The 17,754-nt window shown below is 69.5% G+C and carries 20 protein-coding genes and 1 pseudogene; 20 read left to right on the forward strand and 1 reads right to left on the reverse strand.

Annotated elements, in window-relative coordinates:
• Window positions 1-123 precede the first annotated feature (123 nt).
• A complete protein-coding gene (locus tag ABZ934_RS25775; protein WP_361317569.1) occupies window positions 124-450 on the forward strand; it encodes a hypothetical protein in 327 nt (108 codons plus the stop codon).
• A gap of 149 nt (window positions 451-599) precedes the next feature.
• Here ABZ934_RS25775 and ABZ934_RS25780 read toward each other — a convergent pair whose 3' ends face one another.
• A complete protein-coding gene (locus ABZ934_RS25780) occupies window positions 600-1,040 on the reverse strand; it encodes a MarR family transcriptional regulator (RefSeq protein ID WP_361317519.1) in 441 nt (146 codons plus the stop codon).
• Window positions 1,041-1,115: 75 nt separating this feature from the next.
• On the opposite strand from ABZ934_RS25780, the gene ABZ934_RS25785 reads away from it, so the two are divergent.
• The 19 genes and pseudogenes from ABZ934_RS25785 to ABZ934_RS25875 form a co-directional block, all read left to right on the forward strand.
• A complete protein-coding gene (locus ABZ934_RS25785) occupies window positions 1,116-1,490 on the forward strand; it encodes a cupin domain-containing protein (protein WP_361317521.1) in 375 nt (124 codons plus the stop codon).
• Window positions 1,491-1,540: 50 nt separating this feature from the next.
• Window positions 1,541-1,735: pseudogene (locus ABZ934_RS25790) on the forward strand (hypothetical protein); the annotation flags it as partial.
• 214 nt (window positions 1,736-1,949) lie between these two features.
• Complete coding sequence (locus ABZ934_RS25795) at window positions 1,950-2,756, forward strand: class I SAM-dependent methyltransferase (protein ID WP_361317523.1); 807 nt, start codon at window positions 1,950-1,952, stop codon at window positions 2,754-2,756.
• Window positions 2,757-3,401: 645 nt separating this feature from the next.
• Window positions 3,402-4,727: an MFS transporter gene (locus ABZ934_RS25800; RefSeq protein ID WP_361317526.1), complete on the forward strand. Its 1,326-nt coding sequence runs from the start codon at window positions 3,402-3,404 to the stop codon at window positions 4,725-4,727.
• 864 nt (window positions 4,728-5,591) lie between these two features.
• Window positions 5,592-6,212, forward strand: a complete 621-nt coding sequence (locus ABZ934_RS25805; RefSeq protein WP_361317528.1) for an OvmZ protein — start codon at window positions 5,592-5,594, stop codon at window positions 6,210-6,212.
• A complete protein-coding gene (locus ABZ934_RS25810) occupies window positions 6,209-6,418 on the forward strand; it encodes a hypothetical protein (protein ID WP_361317530.1) in 210 nt (69 codons plus the stop codon). The genes ABZ934_RS25805 and ABZ934_RS25810 overlap by 4 nt, the downstream gene beginning before the upstream one ends.
• Before the next feature lie 390 nt (window positions 6,419-6,808).
• Window positions 6,809-7,117, forward strand: a complete 309-nt coding sequence (locus ABZ934_RS25815) for a dehydrogenase (RefSeq protein ID WP_361317533.1) — start codon at window positions 6,809-6,811, stop codon at window positions 7,115-7,117.
• Window positions 7,114-7,665, forward strand: coding sequence for a nuclear transport factor 2 family protein (locus tag ABZ934_RS25820; protein WP_361317535.1), 552 nt, complete (start codon window positions 7,114-7,116; stop codon window positions 7,663-7,665). Before ABZ934_RS25815 ends, ABZ934_RS25820 begins: the two co-directional genes overlap by 4 nt.
• A complete protein-coding gene (locus ABZ934_RS25825) occupies window positions 7,662-8,144 on the forward strand; it encodes an ester cyclase (protein ID WP_361317538.1) in 483 nt (160 codons plus the stop codon). Before ABZ934_RS25820 ends, ABZ934_RS25825 begins: the two co-directional genes overlap by 4 nt.
• A 92-nt stretch (window positions 8,145-8,236) precedes the next feature.
• Window positions 8,237-8,638, forward strand: coding sequence for a nitroreductase family deazaflavin-dependent oxidoreductase (locus ABZ934_RS25830; protein ID WP_361317540.1), 402 nt, complete (start codon window positions 8,237-8,239; stop codon window positions 8,636-8,638).
• Between the two features lie 9 nt (window positions 8,639-8,647).
• The gene (locus ABZ934_RS25835) at window positions 8,648-9,259 is read left to right on the forward strand and encodes an NAD(P)H-dependent oxidoreductase (RefSeq protein WP_361317542.1); all 612 of its coding nucleotides are present in this window, start codon (window positions 8,648-8,650) and stop codon (window positions 9,257-9,259) included.
• Window positions 9,260-9,291: 32 nt separating this feature from the next.
• Window positions 9,292-10,626 (forward strand): cation:proton antiporter, encoded by a 1,335-nt coding sequence (locus ABZ934_RS25840; protein WP_361317545.1) that lies wholly within the window; start codon window positions 9,292-9,294, stop codon window positions 10,624-10,626.
• 166 nt (window positions 10,627-10,792) lie between these two features.
• The gene (locus tag ABZ934_RS25845; RefSeq protein ID WP_361317547.1) at window positions 10,793-11,455 is read left to right on the forward strand and encodes a hemerythrin domain-containing protein; all 663 of its coding nucleotides are present in this window, start codon (window positions 10,793-10,795) and stop codon (window positions 11,453-11,455) included.
• 50 nt (window positions 11,456-11,505) lie between these two features.
• On the forward strand, window positions 11,506-12,975 hold the full coding sequence (locus ABZ934_RS25850) for an MFS transporter (RefSeq protein ID WP_361317549.1): 1,470 nt from the start codon (window positions 11,506-11,508) through the stop codon (window positions 12,973-12,975).
• Window positions 12,976-13,089: 114 nt separating this feature from the next.
• Entirely contained in the window at window positions 13,090-14,130 is a 1,041-nt protein-coding gene (locus ABZ934_RS25855; RefSeq protein WP_361317552.1) for a methyltransferase, read from the forward strand.
• A gap of 105 nt (window positions 14,131-14,235) precedes the next feature.
• Window positions 14,236-15,129, forward strand: a complete 894-nt coding sequence (locus ABZ934_RS25860) for a MarR family transcriptional regulator (protein ID WP_361317555.1) — start codon at window positions 14,236-14,238, stop codon at window positions 15,127-15,129.
• Between the two features lie 187 nt (window positions 15,130-15,316).
• Window positions 15,317-17,026, forward strand: coding sequence for a tryptophan 7-halogenase (locus ABZ934_RS25865; protein ID WP_361317557.1), 1,710 nt, complete (start codon window positions 15,317-15,319; stop codon window positions 17,024-17,026).
• A gap of 45 nt (window positions 17,027-17,071) precedes the next feature.
• The gene (locus tag ABZ934_RS25870; protein WP_361317559.1) at window positions 17,072-17,659 is read left to right on the forward strand and encodes a flavin reductase family protein; all 588 of its coding nucleotides are present in this window, start codon (window positions 17,072-17,074) and stop codon (window positions 17,657-17,659) included.
• A gap of 1 nt (window position 17,660) precedes the next feature.
• A partial coding sequence (locus ABZ934_RS25875) for a biotin carboxylase N-terminal domain-containing protein (RefSeq protein WP_280842533.1) occupies window positions 17,661-17,754 on the forward strand: 94 nt, incomplete at its 3' end.

A 17,754-nucleotide genomic window follows, 5' to 3' on the forward strand; every position in this document is an offset into this window, starting at 1 on the left:
GGGCCGCGACGCCGATGCGCCGGCTCGCGCGCCATGCGCCCCGTGTTGTCGCCGCGCGTCCCGTCATGTGGGGACGACATTCCGCGTCACGTCCACCACCGGGCCGACGAGTGCGTCTACGTCATGGACGGCGTCCTCGCCATCGAATCCGACGACCGGACCCACTCGGCGCCGCGCGGGACCTTCGCCCTCCTGCCCCGAGGCGTCCCGCACGCCCTGCGCCGCGCCTCCGACCCGCCCCAGCGCGTCCTGCAAGATCTCCTCCCCGGGCGGCTGGGAGTGCTACGTCGAGGACCTGGTCGAGGCGGGCTCCGCAGTCCTGACCGGTGGCGAACCGGACCCCGCCAAGATGAACCCCCATCGCGGCCCGACACCACATCCACTACGAGGAGCGGCGTCCCTGAGGACCCGTTGTCGATGTCGGACCCATTGTCAGTGCCCGGCGTATAGCGTGCCCGGCACCGGTGGGTACGACGGGACGGGGATCTTCAACCCGGCGTACTTGTGGGAAGCCCTCGACTCCTTCGACGCTCCCCGGGTGCGCTTCGAGAGCACCGACACCTCCTCATGTCGCTACGACAACCGAGCTGACGGAGGGCTCACCAGGCGGGACGGATCGGCCCCGCCGGCGTGATCCGGCCCAGGTCGGAGACGAGCTCACCGAAGCGGGCCTCGCCCAGCGCCTCCCGCCACGGCGCGACGGCGGCCTTTGCCGCCTGATCGGCGGCGCGCGTGGCGGCCCACCCGGCCTCGGTCAGCCCCAGGAGCCGGGCGCGCGCGTCGTGCGGGTGTGGCAACCGCACGACGTACCCCTTGCGGACCAACTCCTCGACCAGTTGGGCGGCGGCCTGCTTGCTCACCCCCAAGTGCTCGGCCAAGTCGGCCGTCGTGGCGCCGCCCAGGGAGATACGGGCGAAGGCGTAGCCGTGCGCGGGCCGTAGGTCCTCGAATCCCTGCTCGGTCACACGGGTGTGGATCTCCTGCACCAACCGTCCGGAGAGTGCCAGCACGAGAGCGGAGAAGGCCAGGGCGTCGTCCATGGGCTTGACTATAACTCGTCAAGCTGCTTGTCTTTATGGACAATCAACTTGTCTATGTGAAAGTCGGGAGTCGACATGCCCTTTATCCGCGGTGACGAGGCCGTCGCGTACGAGATCCACGGCGGCCGTTTCGTCTCCTACGTCCGCCCGGGCACGGGCAGTCGGGACCTCGCCGCCTGGCGTGCGGAGATCCCGGCCGGGATGGTGGGCCCGGCCCACGTCATCAGTCACGAGGAAACGTTTTACGTCCTGTCCGGCCGCCTCCGCCTCACCATCGGCGCCGAGACGGCCGAACTCGGCGTGGGCGACGCGGCGGTGGCCCCGGCGGGCTCCGAGATCGGGGTCGCCAATGCCACCGACGAGACCGCGCACATGTGGGTCACCACCCGCGCCGGCCTCACCGCCGAACTGCCCGACGGGAGCACCATCACGCCGCCCTGGACCCACTAGGGCCGGTGTGGGAAGTGGATCTCGCCTCCGCCCCGGTCCATTTCGACCGGCCTTCCCGTGCCTGTCCGGACGAGACCGGCGGTGCGTTCGGCCCCGTCGAGTCGCCCTCGGTGGCCCGCGTCGGCACCTTCAGCTCGACAGCGGTCACCCCCGACGTCGACCCGGTGGTGCTGCACCGCTCCGCCCTCACCGTCGTCTGGTTCCCCCGTGTGCGCCGCCTCGCCGAGGGCCGGCCGCGGCGCTGAAACGTTTCGGAAAGCCCGTTCGCGGGGGCCGTCCTTGGCCGCTTGGCGGCCTTCGGTGGGCGGCTGGGCGTTCGCGCGCCCGCGGCTGGTGGTGGGGGGACCACCCCTCGCCCGGCACACCGTCAGACGACCGCAGGAGGCTTCCCGCACCACATCTGACCTGCGGTTTTCACTTCGTCGAGAGTAGACTTTCCCTCTACCGAGAGGGGATCTGATGGACCGGGACATACGCACGGTCGAAGACGCGCTGAGGCTCCTGGACGGCCTGTTCGCACCGGAGGCCGACCGCTGGACGGCGGCCGGTGGGTCGTCCTGGTGGGACGGGTTCTACGCGGACCGCTCCCGGCCCGTGCCGTTCTTCGCGGGGAAGCCGGACGAGAACCTCGTCTCGTACGTCGACCGCGGCCTCGTCACCGTGGGCCGCGCCCTCGACCTGGGCTGCGGGCCGGGACGCAACGCGCTCCACCTCGCCTCCCTGGGCTTCGAGGTGGACGCCGTCGACCTCTCCCCGACGGCCATCGCCTGGGCCGAGGACCGGGCGCGCGAGTCGGGGGCCGACGTCCGCTTCCACCGCGGTGACGCGTTCGACCTCGTCGGAACGGAACTGAACGGCCCGTACGACCTGATCTACGACTCCGGCTGCTTCCACCACCTGCCGCCGCACCGCCGCATCAGCTACCTCGACGTCCTCGACCGGACGTTGGCGCCCGGCGGTCACTTCGCCCTCGCCTGCTTCGCGGCCGGCGCGATGGGATCCGAACTCTCCGACCGCGACTTCTACCGGCAGTCCCGCCTCCACGGCGGTCTCGCCTACACCCCCGAGGCACTGCGCTGGATCTTCTCCGACCTCGAAGAGGTCGAGTCGCGCGGTATGCGGGACGAGCCGCCCGAGTCCCCCCGCTTCGGCGAAACCTTCCTCTGGACGGCTCTCTTCCGCCGCGACCACCCGGGGGCCAAAACCGACCGCGCTCCCTCAGACCGGCGGGCCCGTCCGGAGTCGTCGCACGTCGCGCACGACTGAGACCACGGTGCTGAGGAAGATCGCAAAGCCTGCCCAGGCCCACAGGACCGACGCGGTACTCGCTTCACGCCTCTGACGAGCAGCAACGCGCCGGGGAGGACGGCCGGACCGCCGCCGATTCGCCCCCACAGCCCCCACCACCGCACTTGCCACCCTCACCTCCGCGCCCGGCGCGTCGACGTGCTCGCCGACGGGCCGCCCGCCCCCGACCCGAACGGAGGCCATGAGCCGGCTGCGCCGGCATGCTCCGGCAGCGGCCGACGCCCGCCGCACCACCGTCGTCGCCGTCGAAGCAGCCGCCCGACAGGCCGAGCGGGAACCCGACGCCGTCGCACTCGCGGCGGCGTCCCGACCCCTCCTCCCGCACCAGGACGCGTCCGTACCGGGGCGCACGTGCGGGCCGGGTGCCGGGAGAGTCGGCCGGACCACCGTCCGGCTCGACGGCTCAGTTCGTGCCCGCGCCGGGGGCGCGCAGCGGGAACATGTCCGGAGGCCGGTCCGCGGCTCGGCTTCTCGGGCGCCGTCTGACGCACGCCACCGACAGCTCGCCACGCGCCGTCTCCACCCGCAGTCCGGCGGTTCCCCTGCCGCGCCGGAGACGATCCGGCGTGCACCACTCGCACCCCGGGCAGCCGAAAAGGCAACATGAACTCCTCAGCCTTGTCGAAGATCTCCTCGACGTTCGAATCCCTGACCATCCGGAACTTCCGCCTGTTCACCATCGGCCAGGTGGTCTCCGCCGCCGGGACGTGGATGATGGTCGTCGCCCAGGACTGGCTGGTGCTCTCCATGACCGCCGACTCGGCCGCGGCGCTGAGCACCGTCACGGCCCTCCAGTTCGCCCCGCTGCTGCTTACCCTCTACGGCGGACTGCTCGCCGACCGCTACGACAAACGGCGCCTGCTGCTCCTGGTCAACCTCGCCGCCGCGGTCCTCGCTCTGCTGGCGGCCGTCCTCGTCCTGACCGGGGCGGTGGCCCTGTGGCACATCTACCTCGTGGCTCTGGCGCTCGGCTGTGTCAACGCGGTGGAGATCCCGACCCGGATGTCCTTCGTCAGCGAGATGGTCGGCCCGGAACTGCTCCCCAACGCCTCCGCGCTCAGCGGTGCGTACTTCAACCTCGCGCGGATCGTCGGGCCGGCGGGCGCGGGCCTGCTGATCAGCCTGTTCGGCATCGGCCCGGTGATGCTACTGAACGCCGTCACCTTCCTCGGCACTATCGTCGCCCTGGGCAAGATGCGCCCTGGCGAGCTCCGCAGACCGCCGCCCGCGCCCGCCGGTGGGGCGCCACGGCCTGCTCGTGCCTCCGGGATCCGGGACGGCGTCCGACACGCGGTCGGCCGTGGCGACCTGCTTCCGGTCTTCGTCCTCGTCGCCGCGCTCAGCGTCTTCGGCTTCAACTTCCACCTGACCCTGCCACTCATCGCGAAAACCGTCTTCCACACCGACGCCGCCACCTTCGGCCTGTTCGCCTCGGCCATGGCGGTCGGCTCCCTCGCCGCCGCCTTCGCCACAGCGGGACGCCGTACCCGTCCCTCGGAACGTACGGTGATCGCGGCAGCCCTCGTCTTCGGTGTCGTGGAGACCGCCGTCGGCCTGGCGCCGAACGTGGCCTGGTCCATGGCCCTGCTGGCCCTCACCGGGTTCACCACGCTCTACTTCGCCCAAGCTGCCAACCACCGCATCCAGTTGGGCACCGATCCGTACTTCCGGGGCCGGGTGATGGCCCTCTACACACTGATCCTGCAGGGCTCCACGCCCCTGGGGGCAGTGCTCGTCGGTGCGCTGACCGCCCGGCTCGGGCCCCGTTCCGGCCTGTGGGCCGGTGGCCTCGCCTCCTTCGCCGCGGCGCTGGTGACCCTGCTCTGGGTGCGGATCAGGCTCACGCCGCCCCGACCGGACCGTCAGGAGACGCGGAAAACCATCCCGGAGTGTGTCCCACCCGCCACCGAGGGAGGCCGTGGGCACTGACTGGGTGAGCGCCTCGTACGCGGTTCGCCCCCATGTGGCACCGGTCCTGGCTGCCATCGAAGTCCAGCCGCTCCACATGGATGCCCGCGGGCACTCACTGAAGCGCCGTCACGTTCCTCGCTCCCGCTGGGTGCAGAGTTCGTCCGAGTCTGTTGGACGGCTCCTTGAGAACGCCTGGAGCCGGGGTGCCCACCCCGGGCTCCGGCCGGGGCGGGACGGCGGGAAAGCGACGGGTACGGGTGCCTGAATGTCGCGGTATGCGGTGTATGTCTCTCGATGTGAACTCAATTACAACTGGAGACTGGCAGGTTTTCGCCGGGGGCCCCTGAGTTCCTGCTTGCGACGCCTTACGCGGCCCACCTAATGTCAGATCAGGAGCAGGGCGGGTATCGGACAATTCCATCCCGGGATGTGAACCGCAGGGGGGTGCGGTCTCTGAATATCATGTCCCGCCGTTGCACTCACACGGCTCCGCGCCCACACCGCTCCGGATTTACCTGTAAACGAACCGAGATCGCTTCCTCCGTCTCTCCGACCGTCGTCCCGTGCCAGGCACGACCGACGTCCGGGCATCTCAGGTGTGCGCAGCGTCGCGTACGGCACTGCGGAGTTCAGGAATAGGGAGGACCACCAACGTGCTTATCGTGAATTCACCGAAAGTCTGTACGTGGCGTGCCGGAAAGTGCATCGAGGACCTGATTCCGTCCGTAGAAACGAAGCGGCGGTCCGGATCCTTGCTCGGCGCCGATCTCCCGCGGTACCGCCCGGCCGTCGAGGGTCAGCATGCGGCCGCATGCTGACCGCTCCGCGCCGCCGCGTCCCGTGCGGCGGTTGACCCAAGCGACCCAGGAATCGAGGGACACGATGCTGCAGCCTCCCGCACTCCCCTCCAAGCACACCGGCAGGGAGTGCGCCACGCTGTGCGGCCGGATCTGCGGCATGTGCCGGGACCGGCTGCGCGGGGAGCTGCGCACCCTCCTCGCCCTGTACCAGGAGAGCGACCACGCGCTCACCCCACCGCCGTCACGGATGCGCGAGCGGGTCAGCGGCAGCCGCACGGTGGGGATCGTGCTCGACGAGCGGACGATGGCGGTCCGGTTGGAGATGGCCGATGTACTCGCCTCCTGGGCGCGCCTCGTGGTGGAGGGCCGGCGCACAGCCGGCCCTCCGGAGCGCGAGGTGGGGAGCATGGTGGCGTTCCTGCGCCGCCAGGTCGAGTGGATCGCCGACCACCCGGCCGCGGTGGACTTCGACGAGGAGATCGCGACACTCCTGGGCTCCTTCGGGTCGCTGTTCGGGCCTGGGCCGGTCCAGCGCTTCCCGCTGGGGCAATGCGTACAGTCCGGCTGCAACGGGACGTTGCACGGGGTGATGCGTGAGGTCGGCGGCGCGACCCCCAGCCACGTAGCCTGCGACGCCGGCCACGCGCTGCCGCCCCGGCAGTGGCTTCAGGTCGCCGGGCGGATGCGGGCGGGTGCGAGATGAGGGACACGGCGTCGGTACGGCGGCGGACCGTGCCGACCGAGCTGGCCGCGCTGGCGATGGGGGTCACGGAGGCGACCATCCGCAAGTGGGCCAGCCGGGGGAAGATCACCCGATACGGAGGGCCGCAGCGGGCCGAGTACGACCTGGACGAGCTGTTCGCGCTGACCGGACCGGCGATGCAGGACCCATTGGCCGGGGACGGCTGATGGCCGGCCGTCGACACCACAACCATCCGAATGGGGATCCGTGCGGGGATCCCGCAGAAGAGGCTCCTGCCTGCCCGTCTTCCCGCGGGTCGGCAGGAGCCTCTTTTCCTACTGCGGCGAATCATCAACTCGGTTGTACGTCCGGGTGGTTGACCACCCGGCAAAAGAGTGTCACACTTTTCGCGGCTCCCCCATGCCCTGACAGCCGCCCTGTCGCGCATTGCGGGTCCGCCACTCCCCCTCTTTGGTTCCCCTGAAATCCGTATCCGGACATCTGTTCCGGATACGGATTTTTTTACGCCCTGACTCAAGGAAGTGTGGTCGATGTCTGTTTCTGCCTATGCCACCGTCGTCGGTGAATGGAAGGGTACGGTCACTCACGATAGTGAGGTGGACGAGTACACGGTCGTCTTCGCCGCGGACGGTTCGCTCTCGGTCGTGACGCAGAAGAGCACCGGGTCCGGCTCCTGGACCTCGGCCGGCGACGGGAACTTCGCGTTCACCATCCGCGAGGACTTCAACGTCGACGTCACCCAGATCAGCCCCAACGGCCACCACGCCGCCTACATACAGATCGACATCACCGCGCGGCGCGACGGCGACACCTTCACCGGCACCGGCAAGGCGGTCGTGCACGGCCCCGACGACGCCGTGATCTACGGGACCGACGCCGAGACCACCGCCAGCCGGGTGTCATGACGACGCTCGCCCGGGACACCGACCTGGCGGCGCTGGCCGCCGAGGTCACCCGGCTTTCCGACCTGGCCGCGCTGAGCAAGCTCAGCGAGCGCTACCTCGCCACGCTCGACGAGGGCACCTTCGACGCCGTGTGGGCCGAGTCCTTGTTCACCGAGGACGTCGAGCTCACCTTCCCCGTCGGCAGCCACCGGGGCGTCGCGGGGGTGCCGAAGTTCACCTCCCAGATCATGGAGCGGTGGGGTCGCACCCACCACCACGGCTCGGACGTCTCGGTCGAACTCGACGCGGACCGGGCCGCGATCAGCTGGAGCCTGATCGCCTCGCACGTCCACTTCGGCTCACCGCTGCCGCCGGACGCCTCCCGCTACTTCCAGTTGGGCGGCCGTTTCACGGCCTCGGCCCGACGCACCCCCGACGGCTGGCGCATCGACCGCCTGCGGCTGCGGATCGTGTGGACCACCGGCGCGGTGCCGCAGGGCGTTACCGAGGTCGACACAAAGACGCTCGACACCCGAGGAAACGACACACAAGAGGAGAACAAGGCATGAGCACCGAGCTGACCCCGGAGCAGCAGCGCGAGCTGATCGAGAAGGTCTTCCACGAGGGCCTGGACCTGGGCGACCTGTCCGCCGCCGACCGCTACCTGACCGCTGACTTCCGCAACCACGGCAGCCACGACGACTCGATGCGCGGCCCCGAGGCTTTCAAGCACACCATCCGCATCCAGCAGGCTGCCTTCTCCGAGATCAAGTACGAGATCCTCGACTTCATCTCGCAGGGCGACAAGGCCGCGATCCGCTGGGTCATGCACGGCAAGCACACCGGCCCCTTCATCGGCATCGCGCCGACCAACCTCCAGGTGCAGCACCAGGCCATCATCTGGTTCCGCTTCGAGGGCGACAAGATCGCCGAGCGCTGGGGGATCGTCGACAACTTCACGCTGTCGAAGTTCCTGCAATCCGGCGGCAAGCCGGTCGGCCCCCTCACCCCCGGTGGCCCGGGCGGGGGCAAGCCGCAGGCCGCCTGAGTCGGCCCACGCCCCGGACGGGCGCCGGCTTCTCGCCCGGCGCCCGTCCGGCCACCACGCACCCCTGGCAGATGCAGAACGGGAGGGAAACAGTGCCCATCAACAGACGTGTGGCCCGCTTCAACAAGACGGTCGCGAACCACTTCGTGGGTCCTGTGCTGAGCCGGATGCCCGGCTTCGGCAAGGTCCACCACCGCGGCCGCAAGTCGGGACGCGAGTTCGTCACCCCGGTCAAGCTCTTCCGGCGGGGCGAGGACATCGTCATCACGCTGCCGTACGGTCCCGGTTCGGACTGGGTCAAGAACGTACTGGCCGCGGGTGGTTGCGAGATCACCACGCGCGGCCGCCGCATCGAGCTCGTCAACCCGACCGTCTTCACCGACGACGGCCGGACCCGGATGCCCATGATGACCCGGCGCATCCTCGCGCGCGTCGACGCCACCCAGTTCCTCTCGCTGACCCCCGCGTCCGCCGCGGTCACAGTGAAGCGCTGAGGCGGCGTCATGTTCTCTCAGTACCAGCCCGTCCCGCAGCTCCAGCCGGTCCCCGACCTGCTCCGGGTGACGGTGATCGTCGGGTCCGTGCGGACCGGGCGGCTCGCCCCCGACGTGGCCGGATGGTTCGCGGAGCAGACCGCACGCCGCGACGACCTGGTCACCGATGTCGTGGACCTGGCGGCCATCGCGCTGCCGGACGACCTCGACCCTGACGACCCCGAGGTCGCCCGGCTGCGCCCACGGATCGCCGAGGCCGACGCGTACGTCGTGATCGTCCCGGAGTACAACCGCAGCATCCCCGGCCCGCTCAAGACGCTCATCGACACCTACCAGCCCGAGTGGCTGGCCAAGCCGGTCGGGTTCGTCGGCTACGGCCTCGGCATGGCCGGTGGTGTCCGGGCCGTGGAGCACCTGCGGCAGATCTTCGCCGAGTTCCACTCGGTGGGGATGAAGGACACCGTCACCTTCCCCAGGATCCTCGAGCACTACGACGAGGCGGGTCGGTTTCCCGTGGAGCCGGCCGGGGCCGAGGCAGCCGCCAAGCTCATGCTCGACCAGCTCACCTGGTGGGCCCGCGCGCTGCGCGATGCGAAGGCGCGGCGGCCGTACGGTTCCTGACCCGCACCCTTCCTTCCCTCACAGGAGATCCCATGGCAACGGACGCACTGCGCGATCCCTTTCCGGACCTGCTCATAGCGATCCCGGTGGTGATGCTGGCGTGCAAGGCGGGCGCACAACTGTTGCGCCGGGTCGGCCAGCCGCCGGTCGTCGGCGAGATCGTCGTCGGCATCCTGCTCGGCCCCTCCCTGCTCGGCTGGCTCTGGCCGGACGCGCAGGCATGGCTCTTTCCGACATCGGTGCTGCCGTACATAGGTGTGCTGGGCAATCTCGGTCTGGCCGCCTTCATGTTCCTGGTCGGCCTCGAACTCGACCTCGGCTCGCTGCGCGGCCACAGCAAGACCGCCGTGATGGTGAGCCAGGCGAGCATCGCACTCCCACTGGGTCTCGGCAGCCTGCTGGCGCTCGGCATGTACCGGAAGTTCGCGCCCGAGGGTGTCGACCGGCTGCCCTTCGTCCTGTTCATCGCGGTGTCGATGAGCATCACCGCCTTCCCGGTGCTGGCCCGCATCCTCACCGACCGGGGTCTGTACCGCACCCGAGTGGGTGCGCTTGCGATGGCGTGCGCCGCCGTCGACGACGTGACCGCCTGGTGTCTGCTGGCCGCAGTGGTCGCCGTCTCCACCAGCGGCTCGCCGACCGAGGCGCTGACCACAGCGCTGCTCGCCGCAGGCTTCCTGCTGCTGATGCTGGTCGTGGTCAGGCCGCTGCTGGCGCGCTGGGCCGCGCGCGCGGAGCGCAAGTACAGCAACAGCGTCGTGTTGGTCGTGCTGTTCAGCGGGCTCTGCCTCGCGTCGCTGGCCACCGACGAGATCGGGGTGCACGCGCTGTTCGGCGCGTTCGTCTTCGGTGTGATCACCCCGCGCGGTCCGGAGGTGATCCGTCAGTCGGCGGACAGTTTGCGTGCGTTCACGGTTCCGGTGCTGCTGCCTCTGTTCTTCGTCACCACAGGCCTGAAGACGGACGTCTCGGTGCTGGCCGGTGACCCGACGCAGTGGCTGTGGGCGATGGCGGTGCTGGCGGTGGCGGTGCTGGCGAAGTGGGGCGGTGGTGCGGGCGCGGCTCGGCTGGCCGGCCAGTCGTGGCGCGACGCGCTGTCGATCGGCGCACTCATGAACTGCCGTGGGCTGACCGAGCTGGTGGTGCTGAACATTGGCCTGAGTCTGGGGGTCATCGGTCAAAACCTGTTCACGATCCTCGTGCTGATGGCGCTGATCACCACGGCCGTGACCTCGCCGGCACTGAGCGCGATCCGCAAGTCGCACCCGCTGGACGAGGACCACGACCTCGCCACGAACGGGTCGGCCGACGTACCGGCGCGGCAGGACCGGGTCAAGGAGCCCGCCGCAGCGGTGGCGGCCCGTTGAGCCCAACTGGCATGTCGTACACCCGCGTTCGGCGGAACGGCGGCTCGAATCAACTCGATCACATCAGGAACTGATAGTTGGTAAGTTGCTGGTTGGGCGGGTTGATAGTTAAGCGAGTTGACGATAGTCTCTGCATCACGGAGACGGTGGAGTGAGGGAGAGAGAAATGCGCGAGAACGACTTCAAGAACCTCGACATGACGATGATGTTCGCCATCCACGACGCCCTGCGGCGCGAGCTGGAGCGCATTGCCCGGATCACCGCGAAGGTGGACGAGGACCCGCGCCACGTGCTGAGCACCGCGGTCGGCTGGGAGCTGTTCAAGAAGTTCCTGACGGCCCACCACACGTCCGAGGACGTCACCGTGTGGCCCGTGATGCAGAAGGCCCTGGCCGGTCGCCCCGACGAACTCGCCCTGCTCGACGCCATGGAGGCCGAGCACGGGATCATCGACCCCCTGCTCGACGGCATCGACGCGGCGCTCGCCGACCGCGAGGGCGGCATCGAGCGCCTGGGCGGCCTGGTCGACTCGCTCTACACCGGGTTGAGCGACCACCTCAGGCACGAGGAGGCCGAAGCCCTCCAGCTCATGGACATCACGCTCTCTCAGGAGGACTGGGCGACGTTCAGCGCGGAGCAGCGCGGCAGGATCGGCAACGACTCCGCGCGCTACCTCCCGTGGCTGCTCGACGACGCCGACGCGGAGCGCGCCGCCGTCATCCTCGGCAAGATGCCCGACCCGCTGCGCAACGCGTACGAGACCGAATGGCGGGCCGCCTACGAGTCGCTCGACATCTGGGGCACCCGCAACCGGACCGTTGTCGGATGACCGGCTCCCCCCACCCCCCGTTACCCCGTATCAACACATCGGAGAAGCCCATGTCGCTGCAAGACCGAACCGAAGCCGTACGGAAGGGGTCCGCCCCTCCGGCCCCCGGTGGCAAGCTTGGCCTCGCGCTGCTGGTCATCGCAGCGGCGCAGCTCATGCTCGTGCTCGACAACACCATCGTGGCCGTCGCCCTGCCGAGCATGCAGCACTCGCTGGGTATGTCCGACGCCAACCTCGGCTGGGTCATCACCGCCTACGCCCTGGCCTTCGGCGGTCTGCTGCTGGCCGGCGGCCGCGCCGGTGACCTGTTCGGCCGCCGCAAGGTATTCCGTATCGGCCTGATCCTCTTCACCGTGGCCTCGCTGCTCGGCGGCCTCGCCGGCAGCGGCGAACTGCTGATCACGGCCCGAGTGCTCCAGGGCCTCGGCGCGGCGATCGCCGCGCCGACCGCGCTCTCCCTGCTCGCCACCACCTTCCCGGCCGGTCCCGCCCGCAACAAGGCGCTCGGCGTGTACGGCGCGATGGGCGGCCTCGGCTCGGTCGTCGGCCTGCTCCTGGGCGGCGCCCTCACCGAGTACCTGAGCTGGCGCTGGGTCATGTACGTCAACATCCCGATCGCCCTCGCCGTCCTGTTCGGCACCAGCGTGCTCGTCGAGGGCGAGCGCGACCGCGGCAAGGTCGACGTCCCCGGCGCCCTCACCGCCACCCTCGGCTTCGGTGCGCTCGTCTACGCGATCAACCGGGCCGGCTCCGAAGGGCTCGGCGACACCATCACGCTCGTGAGCCTGGCCGCCGCCGCCGTCCTGATCATCGCCTTCCTCATCATCCAGCGCACCAGCCGCGCGCCGATGGTCCCCAGCACCATCCTGGCCGACAAGAGCCGCCTCGGCGCCAACCTGATCATGTTCCTGGTCGGTGCGGGCATGCTCGCCACCTTCTACTTCCTGACCCTCTACATGCAGGTCGTCAAGGGCTACGCCCCGATGGTCACCGGTCTCGCCTACCTGCCCTTCGCCATCGGCATCGGCCTGGCCGCGGGAGGCATCGGCCCGCAGCTGCTCGCCAAGACCTCCGAGCGCTCGGTCGTCGTGGTCGGACTGCTCATCGGCGTCCTCGGCATGGTCTGGTTCAGCTTCCTGTCGCCGGGTCAGAACCCCTTCGTCACCCTGATCCCGGCCCAGCTGGTCTCCGGCCTCGGCCTCGGCTTGGTCTTCGTCACCGTCACCATCGTCAGCGTCCGCGGCGTCGCGCCGGAGGCCACCGGCATCGCCTCCGGCCTGGTCAACACCAGCCAGCAGATCGGTGGCGCCATCGGCCTCGCGGTCCTGGCGGCAGTCGCCTCGGTGGTCACCGAGAACGCCACGGGCAGCGCGCACGAGACGCTGACCAGCGGCTACTCCTACGGCTTCCTGGTCGGCGGCGCGCTCTACCTGCTCGCCCTGCTGCTCGGCCTCGGCACGCTGCCCGCCTCGGCGCCGCAGCAGCAGAACGAAGCGGAGCACGCTCCCGCCGCGCTCTGACCCCATACCCGGCCCCGTCTCCCGGTCATCCCCCGTACCGGAGGCGGGGCCGGTTCCGTACCGCACCACCCGACCAGTAAGAGGACCGGACGCAGGGAAGCAGAGGGGCAGGACATGCCGGAGCACCAGGGAAGCCGTTCGTTCGACCTGTGGGACCTGGCCGACCTGGTGACCCCCATGGCGGTACGGGTGGCCGCGACCTACCGGGTCGCCGACCACATCACCGCCGGACGCTCCACCGCCCGGGCCATAGCCGGCGCCGAGCGGCTGCACCCGGGAGCACTCGACCGGATGCTGCGCCACCTGGTCACCGTGGGCCTGCTCACCCGCAGGGGACAGTCGTACGCGCTGACCGCCCGCGGTCAGGCGTTGCGCTCCGACCATCCGGACGGGCAGCGCGCGCTGATCGACCTGAACGGGGCGATCGGCCGCGGCGACCTCGGTTTCGTGGAGCTGGCGCACGTCGTCCGCACCGGTGAAGCGGCCTATCCGATCCGCTACGGCATCCCGTACTGGGACGACCTGGCCACCGACCGCGAGCTGGCCGAGTCCTTCGACGAGGCCATGGCCGACAACGTCGCACGGGACGCGCGGGAGATCGCGTACGCCCTCGATTGGTCGGTGCTCGGCCACGTGGTGGACGTCGGCGGTGGCAACGGCGCCCTCCTGTCCCACCTGCTGACGGCCCATCCCGGGCTCGTCGGCACCGTCTTCGACCTGCCCGGCACGGTCGAGCGGGCCCGTCGGACCCTCGCGGCGGCCGGACTCGCCGCACGGTCCGACGTCGTCGCCGGCAGTTTCTTCGACGAGCTGCCCGCGGGTGCGGGCGGCTACCTGCTCTCCTCCATCCTGCACGACTGGGACGACGGCCGGGCCGTCGCGATCCTCGCGCGCTGCGCCGAGGCGGCCGGGGAGCACGGCCGGATCTTCGTCATCGAGGAGACCGGAAAGGAAGGCGAGCCCGTCAACACCGGCATGGACGTGCGGCTGCTCGCCTACGTCGGGGGGCGCGAGCGCGACCTCGCGCAGAACATCGAGTTGGCCGCCGCCGCCGGCCTGTCGGTGGCCCGGGTACGCCAGGTCTCCGGCCAGTCGGCCGCACGGTCGGTCATCGAACTCGTACCTGCCGGACCGGACCCGGACCGGCAGCGGTAGCTTCCCGGGGTCGGTGTGTGCCCGGCAGTCCGCCTCCGCGCGCCGACCTATACTCAGGACGGAGGTGCGGCTTTGCGGCCCGAACGCGAAAAGATTCAGGTTCCCGTGACGAAGACGGAAGAAGCGGCGGAAGTCCCCGGCGTTCTCCCGGGCACGCTCACGAGCTTTATCGGATACCTCCTCCGCCGTGTCTTCGCGCAGTTCTCCGCGACCGGCGACGCCGCGGACGCGGATTCCAAGGACTTTCTCGTCCTGGACGCACTGGCCGACCGGAACTGGCTTTCCCAACTCGATCTGGCCGAGCGGTTGGGCATCAACCGCACCATCATGGTGTCGGTCATCGACCGTCTGGAAGGGCGCGGCGAGGTGCTGCGCACCCGTAACCCGGACAACCGCCGCTCGTACGTCCTGTCCCTCACCGACCGGGGCCGCAGCGCCCTCGAAGCGCAGCGCCGGGCGGTCGGCGAGCGGGACACGCTCCTGACGGCCGCACTCGCCCCCGACGAGGTCGCGCGCCTGGACGAACTGCTGGCCAGGCTGCTGCCCGAGCCGGCCCGGCACCTGGTGCGGGGCACCGAGTACCTCGTGGCGCAGGCTCACTACCGCCTGCGCAGACTGGGCGACGACCGGCTGGCCGGGACGGGCCTGCGGGTGCGCCACTACGGTCCGCTGTCCGCGCTCGACGGCTTCGGTCCCTGCTCCCAGCAGCAGCTCGCCGCATTCCTGGCGATCACCGGCCCCGCTGTCTCGCAGCTGGTGGACGAGCTGGTCAAGGCCGGCCTGGTACGCCGCGGCCGGGATCCGTACGACCGGCGCAGATACGCGCTGGAACTCACCGGATCCGGACGGGAACAGCTGGCCGTGGTGGCGGGCGCGGTCGAGGAGCTGGCCGCCGAGGTGGCCGGGATGCTCGGCCCCGACGGGGACGCCGAGCTGCGGGCCCTGCTGCTGAAGCTGCTGGAGCCGGTGCCCGCGGACGCGGCGGCACTGAGTTCCTGACCGTGCCCGATCCGGCCAACCCGAGGGCAGGACAAGGGGGTTGACGCCTTCAGGAAATCCTGTCACGCTTTACCCAGCGGTTGAAACGCGCCCTTTTGCAGGCTCCTTCCCACCTTTCGCGGTGGGAAGGAGCCATTTTTTATGCAGCTTTTCTGCAGTGGACCGCAAACGACGAAGGAGATGGCTCATGGTCGCGAAGCTGACCGAATCCGCGGCGGAAGTCAAAGTGCCCAAGGAAATGACGTACGACGTCATCATTCTGGGATCGGGGCTGGCCGGCTCCGTGACCGGCACGGTCCTGGCCAAGAACGGCGCCAAGGTCCTTCTCGTCGACGCGGCCAGCCATCCACGCTACGCGATCGGCGAGTCCATGACCCCGCAGCTCGTCGAGTGGATACACATCCTCTCCGAGCGCCACGGCATACCCGAGCTGAAGAGCCTCGCCAGCGTCCAGCAGAGCACGCGGGACATCGGCCCGACCTTCGGCACGAAGGCGCACTTCGGTTTCATGAAGCACGAGGTCGGCAAGGAGCCGAACCCGCGCGAGGCCACCCAGCTGGCGCTGCCGAAGATCTTCATGCAGAACAGCCACATGTTCCGCCAGGACAGCGACGCCTTCATGTTCCACGTCGCCATCAAGTACGGCTGCACGCCGCGGCAGAACTGGCGCGCCGGCGACGTCTCCTTCGACGACGAGGGCGTGACCGTCACCGGCAAGAGCGCCGCTCCCAACGCCGTCCCCGAGGTCTACCGGGCGAAGTACCTGGTCGACGCCTCCGGTGTCCGCTCCCCCCTCGCGGACAAGTTCCAGCTGCGCGAACAGCCCGCCCGCTTCAAGCACCACTCGCGGTCGATGTTCACCCACTACGTCGGGGTGAAGCGCTTCGACGACATCAGCGGACACCCCAAGGACCTGCGGCCTCCGGCCGACTGGCACAGCGGCACGATGCACCACCTGATCGAGCGCGGCTGGTTCTGGATCATCCCCTTCGACAACCACAAGGGCTCCCGCAACCCGCTGTGCAGCGTCGGTCTCACGATCGACGAGCGGACCTACCCCAAGCCGACGGACATTTCCGCGGAGCAGGAGTTCCAGCAGTTTCTCGACAAGTATCCTGCGGTCAAGCGGCAGTTCGACGGTGCGACCCGGGTCCGCGACTGGGTCTCAACGGACCGTCTGCAGTACTCGTCGAAGAAGACGATCGGCGACCGCTGGTGCCTGATGTCGCACGCGGCCGGCTTCCTGGACCCGCTGTTCTCCCGCGGTCTGTCCAACACCTTCGAGGTGGTCGACGCGCTGACCTCGCGCCTGATCGACGCCCTGAAGGACGACGACTTCACGGCCGAGCGCTTCGAGTACGTCGAGCGCCTGGAGCAGGGCCTGCTCCAATACAACGACGAGATCGTCAACAGCTCCTTCATCGCCTTCTCCCACTTCCGCCTCTGGAACGCGGTGTTCCGGGTCTGGGGCTCCTTCATCACCCCCGGCACCATGCGGCTGACCCGTGCGCGCCTCAGGCACGTGCGCGACGGCAACCCGGTCCACTTCAAGGAGCTGGAGAAAAACGACTACCCGGGCCTGTGGTGGCCGCAGAGCGAGAAGTTCAAGATCCTTCTGGAGAGCACGGCGGAGACCTGCGAGAAGTACGAAGCGGGTGTGCTGACCGGCGACGAGGCCGCGGACATCGTCTTCAAGCTGCTCGACGAGTCACCCATCGTCAACCCGGTCTTCGGCTGGAAGGACGAGAACAAGCGGTTCATCTACCCGTCGACGGCGACCATGGCCCGCTTCCTGTACTGGGCGTCGGTCGAGGCCCCGCCGGAGATGAACAGTGTCGGCCGCGAGTTCCTGCTGGGGATTGTGAAGGCCGGTTCCAAGATCCGCAAGCTCCTCTAGGCGCACCACCGTCCAAAGCCCGACCCAGCCACGAAAGGGATGAACATGTCCGCCGCAGCGCGCTCGCTGGTCCACATGCACGAGAAACAGCCGATTGATCCGCGAAGCCTGCGCCAGGTGTGCGGCCTCTTCGCGACCGGGGTCGCGGTCATCACGACAGGAGTGGACGGTCGGCCGGAAGGGACGACCGTCAACTCCTTCACCTCGGTCTCCCTGGAACCGCCGCTCGTCCTGTTCTGCCTGCACAAGCACTCGCGGCTGCACGAGGTGCTGAAAGAGAGCGGCGGTTTCACGGTCAACTTCCTCTCCGGTCGACAGGAGAAGCTGGCGCGCTCCTTCGCCGGACGCCGGCCCGAGGGGTTCCAGAACGTGCCGCATCACTACGGGTCGACCGGCCTGCCGGTGCTGAGCGAGGGCCTCGCGTACCTGACCTGCACCACGGTCGACGTCCACGCGGGCGGCGACCACGACATCGTCGTCGGCGAGGTCGTCGAGCTCGGCGTGCCCGAGCACGGCAAGGAGCCGCTGATCTTCTTCGACGGCTCGCTGGGCGCGCTGGAGGCCGAGGCGGGCCGGTTCAGCCGGGCAGGCCGGGAGACGCGGACGCCTGTCCCGGCAGCGCGGGCGTCCTGACGTGCGCAAGGTGCTCATCGCCAACCGTGGCGAAATCGCTGTCCGCGTTGCCCGTGCCTGCCGGGATGCCGGGATCGCGAGCGTAGCCGTCTACG

Source organism: Streptomyces sp. NPDC046557 (assembly GCF_040645975.1).
In the GTDB taxonomy this organism is placed as follows: domain Bacteria; phylum Actinomycetota; class Actinomycetes; order Streptomycetales; family Streptomycetaceae; genus Streptomyces.

Excerpts from the sequence above, each read along its gene's own strand:
- ABZ934_RS25775 (WP_361317569.1), top strand. The coding sequence starts at position 124 with ATGGACGGCGTCCTCGCCATCGAATCCGACGACCGGACCCACTCGGCG.
- ABZ934_RS25780 (WP_361317519.1), bottom strand. The coding sequence starts at position 1,040 with ATGGACGACGCCCTGGCCTTCTCCGCTCTCGTGCTGGCACTCTCCGGA.
- ABZ934_RS25785 (WP_361317521.1), top strand. The coding sequence starts at position 1,116 with ATGCCCTTTATCCGCGGTGACGAGGCCGTCGCGTACGAGATCCACGGC.
- ABZ934_RS25795 (WP_361317523.1), top strand. The coding sequence starts at position 1,950 with ATGGACCGGGACATACGCACGGTCGAAGACGCGCTGAGGCTCCTGGAC.
- ABZ934_RS25800 (WP_361317526.1), top strand. The coding sequence starts at position 3,402 with ATGAACTCCTCAGCCTTGTCGAAGATCTCCTCGACGTTCGAATCCCTG.
- ABZ934_RS25805 (WP_361317528.1), top strand. The coding sequence starts at position 5,592 with ATGCTGCAGCCTCCCGCACTCCCCTCCAAGCACACCGGCAGGGAGTGC.
- ABZ934_RS25810 (WP_361317530.1), top strand. The coding sequence starts at position 6,209 with ATGAGGGACACGGCGTCGGTACGGCGGCGGACCGTGCCGACCGAGCTG.
- ABZ934_RS25820 (WP_361317535.1), top strand. The coding sequence starts at position 7,114 with ATGACGACGCTCGCCCGGGACACCGACCTGGCGGCGCTGGCCGCCGAG.
- ABZ934_RS25825 (WP_361317538.1), top strand. The coding sequence starts at position 7,662 with ATGAGCACCGAGCTGACCCCGGAGCAGCAGCGCGAGCTGATCGAGAAG.
- ABZ934_RS25835 (WP_361317542.1), top strand. The coding sequence starts at position 8,648 with ATGTTCTCTCAGTACCAGCCCGTCCCGCAGCTCCAGCCGGTCCCCGAC.
- ABZ934_RS25840 (WP_361317545.1), top strand. The coding sequence starts at position 9,292 with ATGGCAACGGACGCACTGCGCGATCCCTTTCCGGACCTGCTCATAGCG.
- ABZ934_RS25845 (WP_361317547.1), top strand. The coding sequence starts at position 10,793 with ATGCGCGAGAACGACTTCAAGAACCTCGACATGACGATGATGTTCGCC.
- ABZ934_RS25850 (WP_361317549.1), top strand. The coding sequence starts at position 11,506 with ATGTCGCTGCAAGACCGAACCGAAGCCGTACGGAAGGGGTCCGCCCCT.
- ABZ934_RS25855 (WP_361317552.1), top strand. The coding sequence starts at position 13,090 with ATGCCGGAGCACCAGGGAAGCCGTTCGTTCGACCTGTGGGACCTGGCC.
- ABZ934_RS25865 (WP_361317557.1), top strand. The coding sequence starts at position 15,317 with ATGGTCGCGAAGCTGACCGAATCCGCGGCGGAAGTCAAAGTGCCCAAG.
- ABZ934_RS25870 (WP_361317559.1), top strand. The coding sequence starts at position 17,072 with ATGTCCGCCGCAGCGCGCTCGCTGGTCCACATGCACGAGAAACAGCCG.